Annotated in this window: 27 protein-coding genes; 15 read left to right on the top strand and 12 right to left on the bottom strand. The window is 62.5% G+C overall.

The genetic code is table 11. From position 1 onward, the window contains the following. Positions 1–17: 17 nt before the first annotated feature. The 4 genes from NYQ88_RS02505 to NYQ88_RS02490 are packed head-to-tail and all read right to left on the bottom strand — an operon-like array spanning position 18 to position 2,555. Positions 18–701, bottom strand: coding sequence for a rhomboid family intramembrane serine protease (locus NYQ88_RS02505; protein WP_275653420.1), 684 nt, complete (start codon positions 699–701; stop codon positions 18–20). A gap of 35 nt (positions 702–736) precedes the next feature. After that, positions 737–1,330 (bottom strand): cob(I)yrinic acid a,c-diamide adenosyltransferase, encoded by a 594-nt coding sequence (locus NYQ88_RS02500; RefSeq protein WP_275653419.1) that lies wholly within the window; start codon positions 1,328–1,330, stop codon positions 737–739. 41 nt (positions 1,331–1,371) lie between these two features. Beyond that, entirely contained in the window at positions 1,372–1,578 is a 207-nt protein-coding gene (locus NYQ88_RS02495; protein ID WP_275653418.1) for a twin transmembrane helix small protein, read from the bottom strand. A gap of 5 nt (positions 1,579–1,583) precedes the next feature. Continuing rightward, a complete protein-coding gene (locus tag NYQ88_RS02490; protein ID WP_275653417.1) occupies positions 1,584–2,555 on the bottom strand; it encodes a LysR family transcriptional regulator in 972 nt (323 codons plus the stop codon). A gap of 32 nt (positions 2,556–2,587) precedes the next feature. On the opposite strand from NYQ88_RS02490, the gene NYQ88_RS02485 reads away from it, so the two are divergent. Beyond that, on the top strand, positions 2,588–2,980 hold the full coding sequence (locus NYQ88_RS02485) for a DUF4260 domain-containing protein (protein ID WP_275653416.1): 393 nt from the start codon (positions 2,588–2,590) through the stop codon (positions 2,978–2,980). On the opposite strand, the gene NYQ88_RS02480 is transcribed toward NYQ88_RS02485, so the two are convergent. Beyond that, on the bottom strand, positions 2,977–3,387 hold the full coding sequence (locus NYQ88_RS02480; RefSeq protein WP_275653415.1) for a response regulator: 411 nt from the start codon (positions 3,385–3,387) through the stop codon (positions 2,977–2,979). The two genes, NYQ88_RS02485 and NYQ88_RS02480, sit on opposite strands and share 4 nt — an antisense overlap. 78 nt (positions 3,388–3,465) lie before the next feature. Continuing rightward, positions 3,466–4,326, bottom strand: a complete 861-nt coding sequence (locus NYQ88_RS02475; RefSeq protein WP_275653413.1) for a DUF3426 domain-containing protein — start codon at positions 4,324–4,326, stop codon at positions 3,466–3,468. A 214-nt stretch (positions 4,327–4,540) separates the two neighbouring features. Between NYQ88_RS02475 and ftsE the strand changes: the two genes are divergently transcribed. The 4 genes from ftsE (at position 4,541) to NYQ88_RS02455 (ending at position 7,521) form a co-directional block, all read left to right on the top strand. Further along, positions 4,541–5,203 (top strand): cell division ATP-binding protein FtsE, encoded by a 663-nt coding sequence (gene ftsE, locus NYQ88_RS02470; RefSeq protein ID WP_275653412.1) that lies wholly within the window; start codon positions 4,541–4,543, stop codon positions 5,201–5,203. After that, on the top strand, positions 5,196–6,161 hold the full coding sequence (locus NYQ88_RS02465) for an ABC transporter permease (protein ID WP_275653411.1): 966 nt from the start codon (positions 5,196–5,198) through the stop codon (positions 6,159–6,161). Before ftsE ends, NYQ88_RS02465 begins: the two co-directional genes overlap by 8 nt. A 72-nt stretch (positions 6,162–6,233) precedes the next feature. Next, complete coding sequence (locus NYQ88_RS02460) at positions 6,234–7,052, top strand: lysophospholipid acyltransferase family protein (RefSeq protein WP_275653410.1); 819 nt, start codon at positions 6,234–6,236, stop codon at positions 7,050–7,052. A 109-nt stretch (positions 7,053–7,161) separates the two neighbouring features. Next, positions 7,162–7,521: a hypothetical protein gene (locus NYQ88_RS02455; RefSeq protein WP_275653409.1), complete on the top strand. Its 360-nt coding sequence runs from the start codon at positions 7,162–7,164 to the stop codon at positions 7,519–7,521. Here NYQ88_RS02455 and NYQ88_RS02450 read toward each other — a convergent pair. Then, on the bottom strand, positions 7,509–8,069 hold the full coding sequence (locus NYQ88_RS02450; RefSeq protein WP_275653408.1) for a gamma-glutamylcyclotransferase: 561 nt from the start codon (positions 8,067–8,069) through the stop codon (positions 7,509–7,511). The genes NYQ88_RS02455 and NYQ88_RS02450 overlap by 13 nt on opposite strands. A 114-nt stretch (positions 8,070–8,183) precedes the next feature. Here NYQ88_RS02450 and NYQ88_RS02445 point away from each other — a divergent pair, with 114 nt between their 5' ends. The 3 genes from NYQ88_RS02445 (at position 8,184) to fumC (ending at position 11,112) form a co-directional block, all read left to right on the top strand. After that, a complete protein-coding gene (locus NYQ88_RS02445) occupies positions 8,184–9,155 on the top strand; it encodes a DUF2125 domain-containing protein (protein ID WP_275653407.1) in 972 nt (323 codons plus the stop codon). Positions 9,156–9,407: 252 nt separating this feature from the next. Then, on the top strand, positions 9,408–9,587 hold the full coding sequence (gene rpmF, locus NYQ88_RS02440) for a 50S ribosomal protein L32 (protein ID WP_275605456.1): 180 nt from the start codon (positions 9,408–9,410) through the stop codon (positions 9,585–9,587). A 124-nt stretch (positions 9,588–9,711) separates the two neighbouring features. After that, positions 9,712–11,112 carry a class II fumarate hydratase gene (gene fumC / locus NYQ88_RS02435; protein WP_275653406.1) on the top strand — a complete coding sequence of 467 codons (1,401 nt, stop codon included), beginning with the start codon at positions 9,712–9,714 and terminating at the stop codon, positions 11,110–11,112. Positions 11,113–11,272: 160 nt separating this feature from the next. On the opposite strand, the gene NYQ88_RS02430 is transcribed toward fumC, so the two are convergent. After that, on the bottom strand, positions 11,273–11,746 hold the full coding sequence (locus NYQ88_RS02430; protein WP_275653405.1) for a VOC family protein: 474 nt from the start codon (positions 11,744–11,746) through the stop codon (positions 11,273–11,275). Between the two features lie 89 nt (positions 11,747–11,835). Then, complete coding sequence (locus NYQ88_RS02425) at positions 11,836–12,360, bottom strand: MgtC/SapB family protein (RefSeq protein ID WP_275653404.1); 525 nt, start codon at positions 12,358–12,360, stop codon at positions 11,836–11,838. Positions 12,361–12,559: 199 nt separating this feature from the next. Here NYQ88_RS02425 and NYQ88_RS02420 point away from each other — a divergent pair, with 199 nt between their 5' ends. From NYQ88_RS02420 to NYQ88_RS02410, 3 genes are all read left to right on the top strand, one after another. Continuing rightward, a complete protein-coding gene (locus tag NYQ88_RS02420) occupies positions 12,560–13,774 on the top strand; it encodes a GGDEF domain-containing protein (protein ID WP_275653403.1) in 1,215 nt (404 codons plus the stop codon). Positions 13,775–13,920: 146 nt separating this feature from the next. Then, positions 13,921–14,325 (top strand): DoxX family protein, encoded by a 405-nt coding sequence (locus NYQ88_RS02415; protein ID WP_275653402.1) that lies wholly within the window; start codon positions 13,921–13,923, stop codon positions 14,323–14,325. A gap of 111 nt (positions 14,326–14,436) precedes the next feature. After that, a complete protein-coding gene (locus NYQ88_RS02410; protein WP_275653401.1) occupies positions 14,437–14,886 on the top strand; it encodes a hypothetical protein in 450 nt (149 codons plus the stop codon). 45 nt (positions 14,887–14,931) lie between these two features. On the opposite strand, the gene NYQ88_RS02405 is transcribed toward NYQ88_RS02410, so the two are convergent. Both NYQ88_RS02405 and gloB read right to left on the bottom strand, forming a co-directional pair. After that, positions 14,932–15,183: a hypothetical protein gene (locus tag NYQ88_RS02405; RefSeq protein ID WP_275653400.1), complete on the bottom strand. Its 252-nt coding sequence runs from the start codon at positions 15,181–15,183 to the stop codon at positions 14,932–14,934. A gap of 209 nt (positions 15,184–15,392) precedes the next feature. Further along, on the bottom strand, positions 15,393–16,160 hold the full coding sequence (gloB, locus tag NYQ88_RS02400) for a hydroxyacylglutathione hydrolase (RefSeq protein WP_275653399.1): 768 nt from the start codon (positions 16,158–16,160) through the stop codon (positions 15,393–15,395). Between the two features lie 117 nt (positions 16,161–16,277). Here gloB and NYQ88_RS02395 point away from each other — a divergent pair, with 117 nt between their 5' ends. Then, complete coding sequence (locus tag NYQ88_RS02395) at positions 16,278–17,045, top strand: methyltransferase domain-containing protein (RefSeq protein ID WP_275653398.1); 768 nt, start codon at positions 16,278–16,280, stop codon at positions 17,043–17,045. Here NYQ88_RS02395 and NYQ88_RS02390 read toward each other — a convergent pair. After that, positions 17,010–17,501, bottom strand: coding sequence for a MarR family transcriptional regulator (locus NYQ88_RS02390; RefSeq protein WP_275653397.1), 492 nt, complete (start codon positions 17,499–17,501; stop codon positions 17,010–17,012). The two genes, NYQ88_RS02395 and NYQ88_RS02390, sit on opposite strands and share 36 nt — an antisense overlap. A 159-nt stretch (positions 17,502–17,660) precedes the next feature. Between NYQ88_RS02390 and NYQ88_RS02385 the strand changes: the two genes are divergently transcribed. The 3 genes from NYQ88_RS02385 to NYQ88_RS02375 all read left to right on the top strand — a co-directional run bounded on the left by NYQ88_RS02385 (position 17,661) and on the right by NYQ88_RS02375 (position 20,403). Then, positions 17,661–19,370: an FAD-binding protein gene (locus NYQ88_RS02385; protein WP_275653396.1), complete on the top strand. Its 1,710-nt coding sequence runs from the start codon at positions 17,661–17,663 to the stop codon at positions 19,368–19,370. Between the two features lie 68 nt (positions 19,371–19,438). Next, positions 19,439–19,837, top strand: coding sequence for a c-type cytochrome (locus NYQ88_RS02380; RefSeq protein WP_275653395.1), 399 nt, complete (start codon positions 19,439–19,441; stop codon positions 19,835–19,837). Further along, on the top strand, positions 19,834–20,403 hold the full coding sequence (locus NYQ88_RS02375; protein WP_275653394.1) for a hypothetical protein: 570 nt from the start codon (positions 19,834–19,836) through the stop codon (positions 20,401–20,403). The genes NYQ88_RS02380 and NYQ88_RS02375 overlap by 4 nt, the downstream gene beginning before the upstream one ends. Positions 20,404–20,490 lie beyond the last annotated feature (87 nt).

Genomic DNA, 20,490 nt, shown 5'->3' with positions numbered 1-20,490 from the left:
CACCCCGCAACAATTGTCTATCGCCCACCGAAAAGTTTGACACCGCGCCGTCGCAACAGCGGCGCCAGCGCAACCCCGGCGACAAAGCCGCCTACATGCGCCCACCACGCCACAGGCTCGCCGGATGCGAACAGGGCGTAGAACAGCTGGCTGGCCACCCAGAAACCGAGCATCAAGAAGGCCGGCACCGGCAGCGGGATCATCCAGACGATCTTTGCCAGCACGAACACCCTGACGTGGGGAAACAGGAGGATGTAGGCCCCCATCACCCCGGCCACGGCGCCGGAGGCCCCGATCAGCGGCCCATTGCCATCAAGATTGAAGAGGAGATGGGCGAGCGCGGCCAAGATGGCGCAGGCGAAGTAGAAGATCAGGAAACGAAAATGGCCGAGCGCATCCTCGATATTGTCCCCGAATACCCAGAGGAACAGCATGTTTGTAAGAAGATGCAGCCAGTCCGCATGGAGAAACGCATAGGTGACGAGGTTCGCCCAGTCGGGCAGCCAGGCGACCGGCTGCGGATAGAGATCGCGCACCACGATCGGGATCATGCCGAAATTGATCGTTGCCTGATCGAAGGCCGATGGCGGCAGCATGGCCTGGACGAGATAGACCAGCACCGTAACGGCGATCAGCCCGTAAGTGACATAGGGAAAATCGACATGGCGGTGCGGGTTGAAGTCATGCAGCAGCAAAAACATAGCGGCCCTTCCTGAAGCGGGCGGCCGACGACTGTTCAGCCTTTCCTGACGTCACCATAATTGCCCGGCACCCACAAGACGTCCTTTTCGCCATTGGAATTGGCGACGCGTCCCAGCACGAACAGAAGATCCGACAGTCGGTTGAGATAGCGCAGCGCTTCCGGGCTTGTCTCCGGCTCAATCTCGACCAGTGCAGACACCAGCCGCTCGGCCCGCCGCGTGACCGTGCGGGCAATATGCAGCGCCCCCGACAGCGGCGTGCCACCGGGCAAGATGAAGCTCGTCAGTGGCCTGAGGTCGGAGTTGAAATGGTCGATCTGCTTTTCAAGCCAGTCGGTCTGCACCGCCCGCACCCGCAGCGATGGGTATTCGGCGTCGGCATCATCTGCCCCGGGCGTCGCCAGATCTGAACCAACATCGAAGAGATCGTTCTGCACCCGCGACAGCACGTTGTCGACCTTGGGCATGGTGGTGCTCGTCAGCCGGGCATGGCCGATGAAGGCATTGGCTTCTTCCACCGTGCCATAGGCCTCGATGCGCAGATCGTGCTTGGTGCGTCGCGGTCCACGCACAAGCCCGGTCGTGCCGTCATCCCCGGTCCGCGTATAGATCTTGTTGATTTTGACCATGCTGCACCAGTGCCTTGGCGTCCGTGTTCCTGGTAGGCGGCTTAGCTGCCGCCGCCATTGCTGCCAAAAAAGAAGAGGGCCGCCATCAGCAGCACGAGGGCAACGCCCTGGCCCATGACACGCAGGCGCATCAGCTTCTGGCTGGTATTGCCTGGCCCACCCTTGACCATGTTCCATAGTCCCATGCCGAGCACGACGACCACGAAGATAAGGGCAAGGGCAATGGCGATGTTGAGAAATGTTTGCATAGCGCCTATCGGCTCCCCGAGGAGGATGAACTGTCCCTGATATAGTCGCCCAATCCCTCCGCGACAGCATCATAGATGACACGAATCCGGTGCGAGGTGAACAACTCCCTGTGCGTGGTCAGCCACAGCGGCAGGGCCGGCACCTTGATATCGATCGGCAGGGCGACGAGCCCCGGCGTGGCATTTGCCAGGTTTTGCTGGCCAAAACCGATACCAAGCCCGGCCTTCACCAGTTCCCAGAGATGGGTCTGGTCATCCGAGCGCAGCGGGAAATTGTCGCGGCTAATGGCATGCCCCAGTTTTCGCACATGGTCGATAATGGCGTCCGAGCGATCAAGCCCGATGAGTTCATGGGAGAGCAATTCGTCGAGCGTAGTCGGCCGGCCGCGGCGGGCGAGATAGCGTTCATGCGCTACCGGCACGATGGCGATATCGCCCAGATGCCGCGTCACAAGCTCGAGCTGCGTCGGACGGAACATGCGCAGCGCAATATCGGCCTCGCGCATCAGGAGATTCTCGGCCGAATCGGAGGGGACAATCTCGAGCGCTATGGCCGGATGACGCTCCCGCACCCGCGCCAGAATGGCGGGGAGCACATAGTTTGAAATGATGGTGCTGGCCGTGATCCGCACCGTGCCGCCCGCCTGGCTCTGCGCCCCCTGCGCCAGAATTGCGGCCTGGGCCAGCGAAGCCTGCGCCTGTTTGACCGGCTCATAAAGCCTGAGCGCATCCGTATTCGGCTTGAGCCCGCTCAATGTGCGTTCGAAGAGCGACAGACCAAGCTGGGCTTCCAGCATTTCCACATGTCGCCCGATTGTCGGCTGACTGATCCCCAGCGCCCGCCCGGCACCGGACAGCGACCCATGCTCGACCACCGCCGCAAATGTCCGCCACAGGCTCCAATCTGCTACGCCATTCATTTTTGAATATCTGACCTCGATATTCTGCCATTCGCCATGCGCCAGTGTATCGCCCATTTTGTTGCTCAGCAAACAGGGAGCGACACACCATGTCTCACGCAATCATCTGGCAGCGCATTGAGGGCGGGCTGGTCTTTCTTTCGGCCCTGACCCTCGTCTTTGACCATCTCGAGCCGGGCCTCGCCTGGTGGGCCATGCTGCTCGTCTTCTTTGGCCCCGACCTCGGATTTCTAGGCTATCTCCTGGGCGCAAGGATCGGTGCGCAGATCTACAATCTGCTCCACCTCTACGGCACGGGCGCCCTGATCCTGGCGATCGGCCTCGTCGCGGGCCTGCCTGGCCTGGCGGGCATCGGCGCGCTGCTTATGGCTCATGTCGGCTTTGACCGCATGCTCGGCTATGGGCTGAAATCGCCGGAGGGCTTTTCCTTCACCCATCTCGGCCGCATCGGCCGCGACAAAGACACGGCAATGACGGCCTAGCCTTCGATCCCCTTGCGGGCGAGCGGGACCACTTCCACCGGCCGCCCCTCAAGCGCATCGTCCACCTTGGCCAGGAGATCGGCCAGGGTGAACGGCTTTGTTATGACGTCATAGATCAGCGCATCGAGCCCATGGGCCCGCTCGCGCTGGTCGGCAAAGCCCGTCATCAGCACGATGGTGATATCGGGAAACGCCGCTCCGACATGCAGCGCCAGGGCAATACCGTCCATCACCGGCATCTTGATGTCCGACAGCAACAGATCGAAGCGCCCGTTTTCCGCATCGGCGGTTTCGGCGGCAAGGCCACCGTCTTCTTCGGCCACGACCTCATGACCCTTCATGGTCAGCGCAGTGACCACGAAGGCGCGGACCGAGGGATCGTCTTCGGCAACAAGAATGCGGGCCATGGGGTCTCCTGAAAAAACAGCGCGCAGGCAAGCGCCTGCAGAAAAATCGATCAAATGCGCCCCGCTCTAGGGCAGGGTTCAGCGCCCCAACGGGTGCGCCTGCGTGGGCTCCCTGTCCCCCGCACTCGGCGCCATACGGTCATTGGTAAAGCTCAGCCGCACCCGCACGGCTTCGCTGGGCGGCAGCGACAGCCTTGTATCGAACGTCGCCCGCTCCCCGACCATCAGGTCACGCACGCGCGGCGACACGATCCATTCGTAGACGGTGCGATCCTGCGCATCCAGCAGACTGACCAGCACGGGCGGCACTGTCACCGGCTCATCCATCAGCCCGACGATCTGGGCGGAAACGGCGAGCGCATCCTTGCCCTCGGTCACTGAGCGGGTGGATTGCAGCTCGGCAAGGTCCAGCCCCACCACATTCACCCCCAGCCCAACAGCCGAATAGACGCCCGCAAGGGATGGATACCGCTCGACGATCGGCACTCGTGCAAAATAGCCGAGCCCCACGATCCCCGCCAGCATCATCACGGCCGTGATCCGTGCCGTCCGGCGCATGCGCGCCATCGGCAGGCTCGAGAACATCGCCGTCTGCCGCCGCGAAAATGCCTGCTGGCGCTTGCGCAACTCGGCCGCGTCGGTGGTCTTCTTTGTCTTTTCCCGCTCGGGGGGCTTCTCGGCCGCGCGACGCGCCCGGCGTTCCTCGGCTTCGCGTTCGGCCGCGGCGCGCTGCTCTGCCTGCAGCACTTCATCGAGTGCGTCTTCGGCGATCTCGTCGAACAGCAAGTCTGATTCGGTGTCGAGGCTGGAAATCGGGGCAGGCGGTCTCTGCTGCCAGGATTGCTGGCAGCTGGCGCACTGCACCTTGCGGCCCGCCGAGCCGATGGCTTCGTAGGTCACCTGATATTTGGTCTGGCAATTTGGGCAGGTGATAATCATCGGAGCGGTGAAACGGGTCCCTTGAATTGGTCCCAACCCTATCCCCGCGCCGGTTAATACTCCTCAAACCGCACCCACCATCACAATTGTGCCGCTTTCCCCCGTCCAAAGCGGCGGGCCAATGCCACGATGGCGGCTCGGCGCTGCTATGATGAGCGCCACCTGATTCGCGCATGGCGCCAACACCACCGGACGAGCTGGGGAGCACACCTTCTTGATCGAATTTTCCGACGTGGGCCTGCGTTACGGCAATGGCCCGGAAATCCTGAGGGACCTGTCCTTTTCCATCGAGCCTGGCTCGTTCCATTTCCTGACCGGCCCGTCCGGCTCGGGCAAGACCAGCCTGCTGCGCCTGCTGCTGCTGTCGCTAAAACCCAGCCGCGGCAAGGTCACCATGTTCGGCGAGGATGTCGGCCAGCTCACCCACGACCAGCTTTTGCAGATGCGCCGTCACATCGGCATCGTCTTCCAGGAATTCCGCCTGCTCGACCATCTGACGACATTCGAAAACGTGGCCCTGCCCTTGCGCGTGCTCGGACAACCCGAGAGCGAATATCGGCCAAACGTCACCGAGCTGCTCGAATGGGTCGGTCTCGGCGAGCGCATGCACGCCCTGCCCACCGTCCTCTCCGGCGGTGAAAAGCAGCGCGCGGCGATCGCCCGTGCCGTCATCGCCCGCCCCAAAATCCTTCTCGCCGACGAGCCCACGGGCAATGTCGACCCCGATCTTTCGAGCCGGCTGGTCCATCTCTTTGCCGAGCTCAACCGCACCCTGGGCATGACCATCATCCTGGCGACCCACGAACTGCCCCTGCTCGATCGCTTCTCCTATCCGCGCATGGTGCTCAACAAGGGGGAGTTGACCATCCATGACTAAAACCCTGCTGTCGCGCCTGCCCGATCTTCTCCGCCTGCCCCACTGGCTGCCATTGCCGCGTCGCGGCGGCAGCGCGCCCATCGTGCCTGAGAAAAGCGTCGCCGGGCGCACCCTGCTCCTTCTCATCACCATCATGAGCTTCCTCTCGGCGGTGACGCTGGGCGGCGTGGTGCTGGTGCAGAAATCGGCCATCGCCTGGTCCGCCGACGTCGGTCGCGAACTGACGATCCAGATCCGGCCCGTCGAGGGCGAGGTGATGGACAGCAGCCTGCGCACCGCGGTCTCCCTGGCCCAGGCTACTCCCGGCGTCTCAGGCGCGCGCGCCCTCACCGTCGAGGAAAGTCAGGCCCTGCTGCAACCTTGGCTCGGCGCCGGTCTTGATCTGTCAGTTATCGCCATCCCCCGCCTTGTCGTGGTTCAGCTCGCCGATCCGGTCGATGCCGACATCGCCTCGCTCGAGCGCAATCTCGGCGCCATCAAGGGGGCAAGCCTTGATACCCACGCCGCCTGGCGGCAACAGCTCAACACCATGGCCGGCACCGTCGTCGTTTCAGGCCTCTTGGTGCTCGGGCTGATCGGCGTCGCCACCGTTCTCGCCATCGTCTTTGCCACCCGCGGGGCCATGGCCTCCAACCGGGAAATCGTCGACGTGCTCCACTTCATCGGGGCATCCAACAAATTCATTGCCGGCGAATTCCAGGGCCGGTTTCTCTCCATTGGCCTGCAGGGCGGGCTTTTGGGAGCGGTCCTCGCGGCGTTGTTCTTTGCCGCCATCGGTGCCGCCGCCGGCAGCGTCCTGCCCCATGAGGCGACCACTCAGATGGGCGTGCTCTTTGGCGATTTCGTGCTCGGCGGCGATGGCATGCTGTTCGTCGCGCTCGTCGTGCCCGTGATCGCCATACTTACCGCCGTGACCTCTCGCGTCACTGTCCGTCGTTATCTCAGCGAAGCATCCTGAGCGCCCTCTCCTCTCGCCAAGCCGAAAACTGGGCGCTATGAAGAGCGGCGCCCTGGAGGGCCCGGAGGATCTATGACCATCAAGACCGCCATCCAGGCGATACGAACTGCCGTCTTCTACTTTCTCTTCATCGGCCAGACGGCAATCATCGCCATCACTATCGGCATTATCGGTCTGATTGCCGGCCGCACCCGGTTCAGCTGGGCACTGGCGCGATACTGGTGCGCATCCAACCTCGTCTTCCTGCGCGGCATCGCCGGGCTCGGCACTGAGGTGGTCGGTACCGAGAATATTCCCGAGGGCGGCTGCATCATCGCCTCAAAGCACCAGTCTGACTGGGATGTGTTCGCGATCTTTCCGCACACGGTGCGCCCCGCCTATATCGTCAAGCAGGAGCTGATGAACATCCCGTTCTTCGGCTGGGCGGCCCGCTCGCTCGACTGCATCGCCGTCGACCGCAAGAAGGGCGCCGAGGCCATTCCCCTGATGATGGCCCAGGCGCACGACGCAATTGATCGCGGTTGCCGCATCGTCATTTTTCCCGAGGGCACCCGCAAGGCCCCGCTCGCCCCGGCCGACTATCGCCAGGGCATCGTCCGGCTCTATCGCGAGCTGAACGTCCCGGTCGTTCCCGTGGCGCTCAACTCTGGCCTCTTCTGGGGACGCAATTCAGCGGTGATCTGGCCCGGCAGCGCCAAGGCGCGCTTTCTCCCGCCGATCCAGCCCGGCCTTGCTCCCGACGTATTTCTTGCCCAATTGCGCGAGGCCATCGAGGCCAACACTGACGATTTAATGCTCGAAGCTGTGGAACAAGGCCTCGATCGCCCCGTTGATCCAGCCTTGGCAGAGCGCATTCAGGCGCTCAAGGACCGCAAGAACACTACATATTGACTAAAATTTTATCAGACACCATACATATAGGTGCGGTACCCAGTATGTATTGACTGATTCGCCTTTATGTTCCACTTTTGTTCCGCTACCTGCGAAGGGGAACATTTCGATGCCCGATAGCGACGCCATTCTCGCCGACCGCGCCACAAGCTGGCAGGGCGTTTCTGGCCGCCTGTACGGCATCGTGCTGGAATGCGTCGACGGCTTCACGCTGCGCGAGAATCATCTCTACATCATCGCTGGCGCCAAATCGGTGCTCTGGGTCGGCTCAACGGCTGAACTGGTTGCAGATCCGCTGAGCCGGACGCGTTTCCGCCAGGCCCTCAGCGCGACCGAGAGCATCATCCGCCTCATGGCTCCCACCGAAGAAGCCGATCGGCTTTCGACCATTGTTGATCTCGAAGGTGGCGCGCCCGCGCCTACCACGACCGCCGCGGCGGCACCGAGCTCTTCGGCTCAGGCTGCCTGACCCGAAGCGGCCCGGTCCTCGAGACGGCTCACCAACTGGTCGAGCATTCGGTCGCGGATGCCCAATTGCCGCAAATGGTCGACCGTGTTGAGCACATAGTCGACATTGCGCCCTGAAATCCCCACCCCCGCCAGCACCATTTCGGCCTGCTGCTCCAGCGTCAGCCCACCGGCATATTGCTCGTGCCGCTCATCGACGAGGAACGCCAGCGCCGACACGCGCCGGCCGTCATCGAGCTGCACCGGACGCATCACGTCGCGATAGACCGAGGTCACCTGTTCGCGCTCCTCGAGATAGGCCCGCACCTCCGGCCAATCCTTCGGCGTCACCTCGAACACCATGCCCCGGCACGAGCCGCCACGGCTCAGCCCGAACACCAGCCCCGGGCGTTCCACCGTGCCGCGATGATGGTGGGAGATGATCGACAGCGAGCGATGCGCGCCGCGGAGCAGTCCCAATTGCGCGCTCTGATGCGCAAAGCCGGGATTCCAGATCAGCGATCCGTATCCAAACACCCAATGAGACTGGTTTTCGCCTGTATTCTGCATCACAAATCCATGCCAGCGGGCCTCTCGCCCAACATATGCCTGCCAGTTTGCGCCCGAAGGAATGCGTCAAGCAATCCGCTTTTGCCCCGCCGTCGGCGAAGATAGAAGAGAACGATGAAGAAGCGAATCATAATCCTGGGCTCTATCGTCCTCCTCGTGTGTCTCGCCTGGACGGCCGGCTGGTATTTCATCACCAGCCAGATCCGACAGCAGGTCGAGGCGCTGGCCTTCGCCGATGGCGAAACCGCCCCCCAGCTCACCTGCGCCACCCTCGGCATCGGCGGCTATCCGTTCAATATCGACATCAGTTGCACCGATACGGTCATTGTCTCGGGCGATGTTCTGGTCGAATTCCCCGAAGTGCGCGCCAGCGCCATCGTCTATCGGCCCACCCATTTGCTGGCCTCGGCCCGCGGTGCCGCCGAAATCTCGGATGCCTTCACCGGTCAGCGCTCCGCCGTGTCCTGGGATGGTCTCGAGGCCAGCCTGCGGCTCGACAACTGGCGCATTGCCCGCCTCTCCCTCATCGGCACCAATGTCAGCTGGAACGACCTGCTGTTCGGCGACGCCATGATTGCCCGCGCCAATAATGTCGAAATGCACCTGCTCGACATTCCCGAGCGCCATGACGCCACCCAGGGCCTTGCCGACCTCGCGCTCTTTGCCCGTGCCACGGGCCTTGATTACCCCGGCGCGGCCGTTACCGCCGCCGATATCGAGCTCGAAAGCGAGATCACCCGCCTGCCCGACGATCTGCGCGAGATCGACACCGCTGGCCTCATCCCGGCCTGGCAGCGCGCCGGCGGCAGGATCGATACCATCGCCCTGCGCTCCAAGGACGCAGGCTCGGACCTTGAAGCCACCGGCAATCTCGTCCTGGACGAGGCGGGCCTCCTCAATGGCCAGATCGACATCACCTCCCAGGGCGTGGCTGAACGCATCGGCGCCATGATCGAAGAGCCCCTGCGCACCCTCGTGCTCGGCGTCCCTGGCGCCGATGGCCGCCACCTCAATCAGGTCAATTTCCGAGCCGGCACCGTCTCTTCTGGCCTCGTGCCCCTCGGCGTCATCCCGCCATTGTTCTGATCCCCGGCTGGCCGCGTCGAGCGGCCGGCCACACCCGCCGGTCGCCTTCCCGGGCCTTTCGGCGGTCGCGGCGGGGAGGCCAGGCACCGCACGCCAGCGCCACATCGCACCAAAGTTCGAAAAATGCCGCGCTGACTCGTGTTGCCAAAGCCCGGCAAGTAATTTATAGACCGCGCCAATCCCCCATCAGAGACGAGCTCTCTGAGCCGTCTCGCGGCGGCAGAAAATATTTGAATTCGGAAGGACCGGACCATGGCAGTTCCAAAACGCAAGACCTCGCCGATGAAGCGCGGCTTCCGTCGCTCGGCTGACGCACTCGCGAACCCCACATATGTGGAAGACAAGGATTCGGGCGAACTGCGCCGTCCGCACCACGTCGATCTCAAGACCGGCATGTATCGCGGCCGTCAGATTCTTGCCGTCAAGAAGTAAACCCAAGGGCTTGCGGCGCTGATGCGCTCACTTTGAAGATTTCGCGGCCGATCCTTGCAAAAGGGTCGGCCGTTTCTTTTTCCTTTCCGCCACAAAAACCGGCAGCAGCTTTGGAGAGCCAGGCATGACCACGCGCGTTGAATCGGACACCATGGGCACCATCAATGTGCCGACCGACAAATATTACGGCGCGCAGACGGCCCGAAGCCTGATGAATTTCGACATCGGCGGGGAAAAGATGCCCACCGAGATCGTTCGCGCCTTCGGCATTCTCAAGAAGGCCGCCGCCCTGGCCAATACCAAGCTCGGCCTCATGGACGAAGCCACGCGCGACCTCATCGTCGCTGCCGCGGACGAAGTGATTTCCGGCAAGCTTGCCGATCATTTCCCGCTCGTGGTCTGGCAGACCGGCTCGGGCACCCAGTCGAACATGAACGTCAACGAGGTCATTTCCAACCGCGCCATTGAAATGGCCGGCGGCACCATGGGTTCGAAAAAGCCCGTGCACCCCAATGACCACGTCAACATGAGCCAGTCCTCCAACGACACCTACCCGACCGCCATGCACATCGCGGCCGTGGAAGCCGTGGAAAACTATCTCTATGAACGCGTCGCGCTGCTGCGCAACACACTGGCGGCCAAGTCCGAAGAGTTCATGGATGTGGTCAAGATCGGCCGCACCCATCTCCAGGACGCGACCCCGCTGACCCTCGGCCAGGAGATCTCCGGCTGGGTGGCCCAGATCGACTACGCCATGGCCGCCATCAAGGCCACCATGCCCCAGCTCAAGGAACTGGCGTTGGGCGGCACTGCCGTCGGCACCGGCCTCAATGCCCACCCCGACTATGCTGTGGCCGTCGCCAAGGAAATCGCCGAGCTCACGGGCCATGACTTCGTCACCGGCCCCAACAAGTTCGCCCTGCTCGCCGGCCACGACGCCTTTGTCGGCACCTCGGGCGCGCTCAAGCAACTCGCCGTCGCCTTCATGAAGATCGCCAATGACGTGCGCTGGCTCGCCTCCGGCCCGCGTTCGGGCCTGGGTGAAATCACCATTCCGGAAAACGAGCCCGGCTCCTCGATCATGCCCGGCAAGGTCAATCCGACCCAGTCCGAAGCCATGACCATGGTGGTCGCCCAGGTTATGGGCAATGACGCTGCCATCGGCTTTGCCGCCAGCCAGGGCAATTTCGAGCTCAACGTCTTCAAGCCCGTCATCGCCTACAACTTCCTGCAGTCCGTGCGCCTGCTCGCCGACGCCGCAAAGTCCTTCAACGACAATTGCGCCATCGGCATCGAGCCCGACCACAAGCGTATCAAGCAGCTGGTCGACCAGTCGCTGATGCTGGTCACCGCGCTCAACCGCAAGATCGGCTACGACAACGCCGCCAAGATCGCCAAGACCGCCCACAAGAACGGCTCGACCCTGCGCGAGACGGCAATCGAACTGGGCCTGCTCACCGGCGAAGAATTCGACGCCGAGGTCAAGCCTGAGCAGATGGTCGGCCCGCTCACCCTCAAGAAGTGATGTTTTGAGTTTTTGATTTCCCGGAGCGCGCCCTGAGCGCGCTCCGACTACCTGAAGGCAAGGCCCATCGCCAACGCGATAGGTCCCCAGCCACCAGCCTGGTCCCTCCCCCTAGCAGAGGGAGGCTAGGAGGGGGTACCCCCCCCAAAAAAAACCTACCTTACCCTCGACGCGCCGCCTCTATCGCCGCCACGTCGATCTTCTTCATGCTCATCATCGCCTCAAAGGCCCGCTGGGCCTCCGCGCCCCCGGCCGCCATGGCCTCGTTCAGAACGCGCGGCGTGATCTGCCAGGATATCCCCCATTTGTCCTTGCACCAGCCGCACATGCTCTCCTCCCCGCCATTGCCGACGATGGCGTTCCAGTAGCGGTCGGTTTCCGCCTGGTCCTCTGTCGTGACCTGCATGGAAAACGCCTCCGTGTGCTTGAAGGCCGGGCCGCCATTGAGCCCGATGCAGGGAATGCCCATCACCGTAAATTCGACGGTGAGCACTTCCCCTTGCTTGCCGGAGGGATTGTCGCTCGGCGCCCGGCTGACGGCCCCGACGGAAGTGTCGGGAAAGGTTTCGGCGTAAAAGCGCGCAGCTTCCTCGGCGCCCTTGTCATACCAGATACAGACGATGTTCTTTGCCATTTGCATGGGCCGTCTCCTCATCGCCCGGTCAGGACACGGCCGGGCGTTCCGTCCTCACGACGAAGCACTCGAACGCAGTTCGACACGCATCAGCGCGCGTCGGCCCCCGTCTCTGTCGCGCCCTCTTCATCCTCCAGCGTCTTCTTCTTGAGCGCCCCGATGACCGAGAGCGTGATCAACACCAGGACGCAGGCCATCGCGGCGAGCCCGATCTTGCCAATGCCGCAGGCCAGGCCGATGGCGCCCGCCATCCACATCCCGGCCCCGGTGGTCAGCCCCATCACCTTGCCACCCGACACCATGATCGAGCCGGCAGCCAGGAAGGCCACACCCGAGGTCACTGAACTGATGAGGCGCAGCGGGTCGGCAGAGTGCTCGCCCTCGATATCGGCCGAAAACTCGATGATCTCGAAGGCGAGCAGGGCAAACAGGCACGCTCCCATCGAAATCAGGATATGGGTGCGCAGGCCCGCGCTGCGGGAGTTCACCTCCCGCTCGAACCCGATCAGACCGCCCAGTACCACTGCCACAATCAAGCGCGCGGCCGCGACCAGCGGCGGCGTGGCTTCGAACGACGTCGCCACGTCGTTCCATATGTCCAGGAATGGGTTCATCTCTATCTCGCCCTGTTCACGACTGCATCGGTAACACCAGCGTGAAGGGGAAGTTCCCATTAACTCGGTTAGTGTTTTTGGCCGATTACGCCGATCCTGTGACGATCATGGAACGACCTGTGGCCTTCCGCGCCCATTCGCGCGACAATGGCGACAGTGATTTGACGAAGACGATTTCAGCCTGACTATTTTTAGAACCATGTCCGCCGAGCAGCCTCCAGACCAGCAAGACGTCGAACGCGCGCTCGGCCAGAAGGGGCTACGCCTGAGGTTTCCGCGTGCTCTGGAAGCGGCCTATCTGCGCACCTACCTCGATCAGCGCGCCCCCATGGTGCCGATCTGGGCGACCGTGGGCACGATGTTCTACTGCCTCGCCTATCTCGGCGATCAGACCATGATGGCCGCCAATGCCGAGCTGCTGTTCGTCCTGCGCTTCGGCATATTCCTGCCCTATGGCATCGCCGTCATCATCCTGATGCGCCTCTTTCCCAGCGCTTTGCTCTACGAGGGGCTGTCGGTTGGCGTCGGCCTGCTGGGTGCCATCCTGCCCATGGGCGTGCTGGCAGTTACCCAGAGCGACTATGCCTATGCCTATCAGACCGGCACAGTCAGCACGCTGTTGTTCATGGTCGTGCTGCTACGGCCGCGTTTCTACGCCGTGCTCACAGGCTGCATAGGCATTCTGGCCATTCAGCTCGTCACCACCGCACTCAATGGAAGTTTCGACGATGTCACCTATAGTGGCATAATCACCTTCTACGTCACCTTCACCGCCTTCCTCGTGCTGGCGGCGTTTGCCATGGAGCGCGCTGCCCGGCGCAATTTCCTGCAGCACCTGCAGAACGGCATGCTGGCGGCGCAGCTGCGCCACCAGAGTGAGCATGACGACCTCACCGGCCTCAACAACCGGCGCGCCCTGTCCCTCCGCCTCGACCAGTTGTGGACCCGACCCACCGGCGCTGGCCGCCTCGCGGCGATTATGCTCGATATCGATCACTTCAAGCTCTACAACGACACCCATGGTCACATCGCCGGCGACCAGTGCCTACGCCGCGTCAGCCAGATCGTGCGCGATGTCATTGGCACCAGCGGCGAAGCCTTCCGCTATGGCGGCGAGGAAATCCTGGTGTTGCTTCCCGATGCCTCCATTGCCCAGGTGGTCAGCCTCGCCGAAGACATTCGCCTCGCCATTCGCGATGCTGCCATACCGCATCGGCACAGCAGCGACCCCAGCGGGGTCATCACTGCCAGTCTGGGCGCTGCCGAGATAGACACTCGCACCGCTCCTGCATCGACGCTGCTGTCCGTCGCCGACGACGCCCTCTATCAGGCCAAGCGCCTCGGCCGAAACCGCGTGTTTCCGCCCCAGCCCTCTCGCGAAAACGCCGATATCACCGCCTCCCTGCCCGCCTGAGAAATCGCGGCATATCGGCCGAAGCACTGAGGGCCGCAAGCGCCGCACCAGGCCCGCCAGCCCTCTCGACCTGCCCTGACCTAGTCTGTCATCATCGGACACGGCACGCCGCGTCGGGCGGCCGACGATGCAAAGGGGCTTGCACAGTGAAACCTGCCAAGATTGCTTATTGGGTCAGCACGACCCTCCTCTGCCTGATCTACGCTTCGGGCGCAGTCATGTATCTCTTCCAGCGGCCCACGATCGAAGAGGGGTTTGCCGCCTTCGGCTATCCGGCCTATCTGGTCTCGCTGCTGATTGTCGCAAAAATTGCCGCGCCGCTCGCCATCCTGAGCCGTGTCTCGGTGGGCCTCAGCGACCTGGCCTACGCCGGTATCCTCTTCCACCTGCTGCTCGCTGCATCCGCCCATATCAACGTTGGCGATGGCGGCTATTTCCCCGCCCTCTTGGGCCTCGTGCTCGCCGCGGTTTCGTTTCTCACCCAGAACGCCGCCCGCAGGAAACCCTCACCCAATGTGCCGCGCGCGCTCTCGTTCTCTCCGGAAGGCTGACTTACTTTCGCACAGGAGGAGAATGTCACGGGCGGCGCAAACCGCCCGAGGCTCCCCTTCCGCCCGCCAAGTTCCTCTGGCAAGGTGCGTCTCCTATCGGAGAGCCTTCCCATGACTGAGACCGTCATCCTGCCCAGCCGCCCAGCAACCCGCCGCAGCAGCAATTTTGTTGTGCCGCTGCTGGTCATCCCTCTGGTGCTCTACAACCTGATTGTCTTCCTGTTCTTCGGCGGCAATCCGGCCAACTGGATTTTTGGTCTCTTCTCCCTGCCCATGCCCTCGGGCATGCCATGGGCGATTACGGCAGGCGACCTGCTGCTCGTTCTCGGCATCGTACTGCTGTTCTTTGAAGTGCTGAAGTCGACCGGAACGGCGCGCAACTCCATCATCGAGCACATGCTCTCAATGGTGGTTTTTGTCGTCTTCCTCGTGGAGTTCCTGCTCGTCGGTGCCGCCTCGAGCTCGGTGTTCTTCCTGCTCATGGTGATGAGCCTGATCGATGTGGTCGCCGGTTTCACCGTCTCGATCACCAGCGCCAGCCGCGACGTTTCGATGAACTGAGCGCAGCAGGCAGAAAAAAGGCGCGGTTCCCGAACCGCGCCTGCCTCAGGCCATGACCATCTTTCGAAAACCCTGCGGCATGCGCCGCTGGGTGATTCGCCCGCCCTGGGCATAGGCGCCCAACGCCCGATCAAGACTCGCCGTGCGCCGCTCGCGCTGCGGCGGCAGGCGATCCCGCTCAGCCAGCAACTGGCTCACAAATGCGGCACTCGGCGCCGAACGCGCGAGCGACGGCCGCTCCAGCGTGATGGTGAGCGGCACGGGCATTCCTGGACGATCTGTTTCGTAGTCGGGCATTCTGGGCTCGCCTGTCCTGTTTTGGCTCGACCGTCCCGCTTTGGAACATTCGAGCCATCCCTTTGCCCCATAAGGAGCAAGGCGCGTGCCAGATGTTAACAGTCTGTTAACGAATTGCGACCCAAAAGTTACAGCTCCGGCACCCTGCAAGGCCCAATGCGGACCTTGCAATTTTGGTTGCCTGCAATTTTATTGATTCGCCTTGGGCCTCAGAAGTTGTCCTTGCCCTTTCGGATAGCGCCAAACACCTCGCCCGCATCTTTTCCTTCGAGCCCATAGACCTTTGCCAGCTCCGGCGCATCGGCCCGCAGGAACGGGTTGGCCTTCTTGTCCTCGCCAAGGTTGAACGGAATGGTCGGCTTTCCGTCAGCGCGCAGGGCCATCACCTCGGCCGCACGCACCTTCAGCGCTTCATTGTCCGGGTCGATGCTCAGAGCAAATTTCGCATTGGATTCAGTGTATTCGTGCCCGCAATAGACCAGAGTATCGTCCGGAAGCTCCCGCAGGCGACGCACGCCTTCCCACATCGGACCCGGCGTCCCCTCGAACATGCGTCCCACGCCCAGCGAGAACAGCGCATCGGCCGAGAAAAGGTGCTTTCCATCGGCTTCGTGGAAGACGATATGGCCCAGCGTATGGCCCGGCGCCGCCATCACGGCAAAATTCGTCTCGCCCAGCTCGACGACATCGCCATCACCCACCAGCTCATCGAGCCCTTCAATTTTATCGGCCTCGTCACGCGGCCCGACGACCCGGGCACCAAACGCCGCCTTCAATTCGGCAATCGCTTCAACATGATCGATATGGTGGTGAGTGATCAGGATATCGGTGAGCGTCCAACCCCGGCGCTGCAGGGCGTTGCGGATAGCTGCTGCCTCGGGTGCGTCGATCGCGGCGGTCCGGCCGCTGGCCTCGTCATGCACCAGATACCCATAATTATCGCTGCGGGCGGGAAACACATCCACGATCGATGCCATAACGAAAACTCCTGTCTTTCTAACTTGTTCGGCGAATTGGCCCGAAGCTAGGCAACGGCCTCGCCGATGACAACCACCCATTGGACAAGCCCGCCAGGCTTTGGCTAGATTGCTGCCATGACCAGCGATGTCTCGCGCCTGATTGCATTTTACCGATCACCCCTGGGCCGGATCTCCCGGACACTCGTGCGCGAGAACGTCATCGCTCTGGCCGGCGATCTCGGCGGAAAACGCGTCATGGGCCTTGGTTTTGCAACGCCATATATGCGCTTTGCGCTCGAGCGGGCAGAACGCGTGCTGGCCTTCATGCCGGCGCGTCAGGGCGCCTCGGCCTGGCCGCGCGAAGGCCCCTCGCACACCGTGCTCTGCGATCCGCTGGAAATGCCGCTGACCGATTCGGCGGTGGATCTGACCATCGCCGTCCACGCCCTCGAGCACGTCGCCGACGCCGAAGAGCTGATGCGTGAGCTCTGGCGCATCACCGCGCCCAATGGTCATCTGCTGCTTGTCGTGCCCCGTCGGCGGGGCATCTGGGCCCAGCGGGACGACAATCCCTTCGGCCAGGGCAATCCCTATTCCGCGGGACAGCTCGAAAAGCTCCTCCGCGATCACAGTTTCGTGCCTGAAGCCTGGCGGGACGCTCTCTTCGTGCCGCCCGTGCGGATGTCTCTGGTCCTGCGCTCGACGCGTCTCTTCGAACGAATGGGTCGTTTGTTCGGCCCGGCGATGAGCGGCGTCATCTGTGTACGGGCCCGCAAGGAGGCCTTCCCCGCTATCCCGCGCCGAAAAAGAGCGGAGCGGTTTGTGCGGCTGCCAGGACTGGCGACTGCACCGGCCCACCGGACGGGATTAGCTCCCGTCGACAGCCCCCTGCCGCACCGATGACCGGGCATTGTCGATCATGGTCGTGAGCGTATGGTGCAGCTCATTGACCTGCTGGTCACTCAGGCCAGCGTAGAAGACATCGTATAATTTTGCCGCAGCGTCGGGGATAACGTCTTGCAGGGGCGCGATTTCGTTGCGCGCATAGACGCGGCGGAGCCGGCTGTCATCGGGATCATCCCGCCGTTCGATCCAGCCTTTTTCTTCGAGGCGATCGAACATTTTGCCCGCCGCGGCGCGCCCCATCTGCATGATCTCCGCCATCTGGCTCTGCGACGCGCCGGAGTTTTGGCTGATATGCATTATCGCGGTCCATTGCGCTCGGGTAATCCCGTGCTCCGCCACAAGCTGATCGAAATGACTGCTGATCAGTCGCGACACTTCGTGGACGCGATAAAGCGCGTCCGCGCGCACATTCAGCCTCTGCTCGTGCGCATCGGTCTGGGAGGGATTTGCCACTGTCGTCACCTCGCGTTTGTCCCTTCCGTTACACCAATTTTACCCTGCTCCTCAACAGATGGATCAAAGCAAGGTTCCGACACATTCGTATCCTTGCATACAAACCTCGGGTCCGGTATTTACCCGCCCGACTACAACAACGCATGCAGGGAGACTGCTTTGTCGACTAACGAAAAGAGCCGCGTATCTCGTCGCGCATTTATGGCCGCCGCAGGTATGGGCGCCGCCTCCACTGCACTCGGTGCAGTCACGGTTACTGCTGCCAATGCGCAGGAAAACCAGTGGGATGAAGAATTCGACGTCGTTGTCGCCGGTTCCGGTGGCGCGTCCCTGGCCGCGGCCATCGGCGCCCTGCACGGCGGCGCGAGCGTCGTTATCCTGGAAAAGGCAGCTTTCATCGGCGGCACCACCGGCAAGTCCGGCGGCGGCTCCTGGGTGCCGAACAACAAGTGGATGGCCGAATTCGGCCAGACCGACGACAAGGACACCTTCCTGCGCTATGTCGCCAGGGTGTCCTTCCCCGAGCTCTACAATGACAAGAGCCCGACCTTCGGCATGACCGACCATCACTGGGCCCAGCTCAACGCCTTCTGGGAAAACGCCGCACCGGTGTTTGAGAAGCTCGACGAAGTTGGCGCCCTTCCCGCCAAGGTCTTCACCTCCTGGGACGGCAAGCCTGCTCCCGACTACCATGGCCAGATTGCTGAAAACGGTCAGATCCTGGGCCGTCAGCTGGCAGTCAATGTCGATGGCAAGAACGGCAGCGGTGCCGACATGGTCGACTTCATGTCGATCTACGCCGAAGACAATGGCGCGGAAATCCGCACCGAGAACCGTGTGGTCAAAATTGTCCGCAACGAAGAAGGCCGCGTCATCGGCGTGCACGTCGAGACCCCAGAAGGTCTCAAGCGTATCGGCGGCACCAAGGGCGTGATCTTCGGTACCGGCGGCTTCACCCACAACCAGCATATGCGCACCCAGTTCCTGCGCACGCCGGTCCTCGGTGGTTGCGCCGTTCCGACCAACGAAGGCGACCTGATCAACATGTCCGCCGAACTCGGCGTGAAGCTGGGCAACCTCAACGAAGCCTGGAACCAGCAGGTCATTCTGGAACAGGTTCTCGAGTTCTCGAGCGTTCCGAGCGGCGTGTTCTTCCTTGGTGGGGACAGCTCGATTGCCGTCAACAAGTTCGGCAAGCGCATGTACGACGAAAAGTACGTCTACCCGGAGCGCACCCGTTCGCACCAGGTGTACGACCAGTGGACCGGTGACTACCCGAACCTCTACCAGATCTTCATCTTCGACGAAGGTGCCCGTGAGTTCGGCGGTTACGAGATCCCCAAGGTCGGCGCCGACCTGCCAAAGCACGTGATCAAGGGCGATACGCTCGAAGAACTGGCCGCCAATATCCAGGCCCGTTTCGACAGCCTGTCCGAGCGCATCGGTACCTACAAGCTGGACGAGAACTTCCTGCCGAACCTGCAGGAAACCATCACCCGCTACAACGGCTTCGCCGAAACCGGTGTTGATACGGACTTCCGTCGCGGCCAGGCGCCGATCGATGGCTACTTCCACTACATCACCGTCGATAAGGGCAACAAGAACCCCTACATCGGCGCGATCTCGGAAACCGGTCCGTACTACGCGATCCTTCTCGGTGCCGGCACGCTCGACACCAAGGGTGGACCGATGTTCGACACCAATGGTCAGGTTCTCGACGTCAAGGACAGCCCGATCCCCGGCTTCTACGTCGCTGGCAACGCCTCGGCCTCGCCTTCGGGCAAGAGCTACCTCGGCGGTGGCGGCACACTGGGTCTCGGCATCACCTTCGGCTATCTCGCCGGCCAGCACGCCGCTTCCCAGGCCTAAGGCCTGACAAACCCACACTGCAGCGGCTGCGCCCAAAGCGCAGCCGTTCACAGATTTAGGAGTTCCCCATGAAGTCCCTCCGCACTGCCGCAACGGCAATCATCTTCGCTCTCGGCAGCTCCGCAGCGATGGCCAATGCGTGCCTCGACACCTACACCGCCACTGTTGAGCCGATCGTCGCTCGCAAGTGCGCCGCCTGCCACAACGACGCCTCTCCCGGCTCAGGCGTGTCCTTCCAGAAGGGCAGCGGCTACGATTATCTGGTCAATGTCGCCAGCGAAGAACTGCCGGAAATGCCCCGCGTGACCCCGGGTGACTCCAAGCTCAGCTATCTGGCGCACAAGATCCTCAACACCCACGAAGACGTTGGCGGCGTTGGCACCAAGATGCCTCCGAGCGGCAGCCTGCGTGACAAGGAAGTCGAAGCCATTATCAGCTGGATCGACGGCTGCCCGGTGGAAGAGTGACAAGCAACAGCTTCCTTCTGACCCAGCGCAGCGGGCCCGAAGATGCAATGCCCTGGCTGGTCCTTCATGACCGCTGGGGCATGCTCGAGGATGCCATGACGCTCGCCGAGGTCCTTGGCCCGGATGCTCTGACCATTGGCGTGCGTGCGCCACGCGTTCAGAACCAGGGTGGCACAGGCCAGACCAAGGGCTACTTCTGGACCGTCGGGCCGGTTGACGCCCCCGAATTGTCCACGCTCGGCGATGGCCTCTATCAGCTCGAACTCCTGCTCGAAGAAAACCTTGTCCGCTATGGCAGGACCCATCTGGGTCTCCTGGGCAAGGGTCAGGGCGGCGTTATTGCGCTTCTGCTGGCCGCCTATTTTCCGGACAAGGTCAAGCGTGCGGTCATCATTGATGCCACGCTGCCCAAGAACCTTGCGATCATGCCGTTCGAGCCGTCCCTGGCCGGTGTCGAAATTGTTCTGGTCGGGGACCAGACCGAAGAAGACATCGCGGCGCTCACCGCTCTGGGCGCGATAGTCTCGCGCGCTTCCGAGGCGGAACTCCCGTCACTGGCGAACTGATAGTCTTCGCCGTGCTTACTCAAGCCCGTGGCCATGGCAAATGGCCGCGGGCTTTTTGTCTGCCCTCACAGGCGGAGGATGAGAGAG

Source organism: Devosia sp. SD17-2 (assembly GCF_029201565.1).
In the GTDB taxonomy this organism is placed as follows: Bacteria; Pseudomonadota; Alphaproteobacteria; order Rhizobiales; family Devosiaceae; genus Devosia.
Note: the sequence above shows the minus strand (reverse complement) of the source record. Positions and strands in the feature narration are given on the sequence as shown.

Bases quoted from the DNA above. Each gene is read 5' to 3' on its own strand.
- rpmF (WP_275605456.1), top strand. From the start codon at position 9,408: ATGGCAGTTCCAAAACGCAAGACCTCGCCGATGAAGCGCGGCTTCCGT.
- NYQ88_RS02455 (WP_275653409.1), top strand. From the start codon at position 7,162: ATGCCCGATAGCGACGCCATTCTCGCCGACCGCGCCACAAGCTGGCAG.
- NYQ88_RS02495 (WP_275653418.1), bottom strand. From the start codon at position 1,578: ATGCAAACATTTCTCAACATCGCCATTGCCCTTGCCCTTATCTTCGTG.
- NYQ88_RS02430 (WP_275653405.1), bottom strand. From the start codon at position 11,746: ATGGCAAAGAACATCGTCTGTATCTGGTATGACAAGGGCGCCGAGGAA.
- NYQ88_RS02380 (WP_275653395.1), top strand. From the start codon at position 19,439: ATGAAGTCCCTCCGCACTGCCGCAACGGCAATCATCTTCGCTCTCGGC.
- NYQ88_RS02490 (WP_275653417.1), bottom strand. From the start codon at position 2,555: ATGGGCGATACACTGGCGCATGGCGAATGGCAGAATATCGAGGTCAGA.
- NYQ88_RS02500 (WP_275653419.1), bottom strand. From the start codon at position 1,330: ATGGTCAAAATCAACAAGATCTATACGCGGACCGGGGATGACGGCACG.
- fumC (WP_275653406.1), top strand. From the start codon at position 9,712: ATGACCACGCGCGTTGAATCGGACACCATGGGCACCATCAATGTGCCG.
- NYQ88_RS02395 (WP_275653398.1), top strand. From the start codon at position 16,278: ATGACCAGCGATGTCTCGCGCCTGATTGCATTTTACCGATCACCCCTG.
- NYQ88_RS02405 (WP_275653400.1), bottom strand. From the start codon at position 15,183: ATGCCCGACTACGAAACAGATCGTCCAGGAATGCCCGTGCCGCTCACC.
- NYQ88_RS02505 (WP_275653420.1), bottom strand. From the start codon at position 701: ATGTTTTTGCTGCTGCATGACTTCAACCCGCACCGCCATGTCGATTTT.
- NYQ88_RS02450 (WP_275653408.1), bottom strand. From the start codon at position 8,069: ATGCAGAATACAGGCGAAAACCAGTCTCATTGGGTGTTTGGATACGGA.
- NYQ88_RS02480 (WP_275653415.1), bottom strand. From the start codon at position 3,387: ATGGCCCGCATTCTTGTTGCCGAAGACGATCCCTCGGTCCGCGCCTTC.
- NYQ88_RS02410 (WP_275653401.1), top strand. From the start codon at position 14,437: ATGACTGAGACCGTCATCCTGCCCAGCCGCCCAGCAACCCGCCGCAGC.
- NYQ88_RS02475 (WP_275653413.1), bottom strand. From the start codon at position 4,326: ATGATTATCACCTGCCCAAATTGCCAGACCAAATATCAGGTGACCTAC.
- NYQ88_RS02460 (WP_275653410.1), top strand. From the start codon at position 6,234: ATGACCATCAAGACCGCCATCCAGGCGATACGAACTGCCGTCTTCTAC.
- NYQ88_RS02445 (WP_275653407.1), top strand. From the start codon at position 8,184: ATGAAGAAGCGAATCATAATCCTGGGCTCTATCGTCCTCCTCGTGTGT.
- NYQ88_RS02420 (WP_275653403.1), top strand. From the start codon at position 12,560: ATGTCCGCCGAGCAGCCTCCAGACCAGCAAGACGTCGAACGCGCGCTC.
- NYQ88_RS02425 (WP_275653404.1), bottom strand. From the start codon at position 12,360: ATGAACCCATTCCTGGACATATGGAACGACGTGGCGACGTCGTTCGAA.
- NYQ88_RS02485 (WP_275653416.1), top strand. From the start codon at position 2,588: ATGTCTCACGCAATCATCTGGCAGCGCATTGAGGGCGGGCTGGTCTTT.
- NYQ88_RS02465 (WP_275653411.1), top strand. From the start codon at position 5,196: ATGACTAAAACCCTGCTGTCGCGCCTGCCCGATCTTCTCCGCCTGCCC.
- gloB (WP_275653399.1), bottom strand. From the start codon at position 16,160: ATGGCATCGATCGTGGATGTGTTTCCCGCCCGCAGCGATAATTATGGG.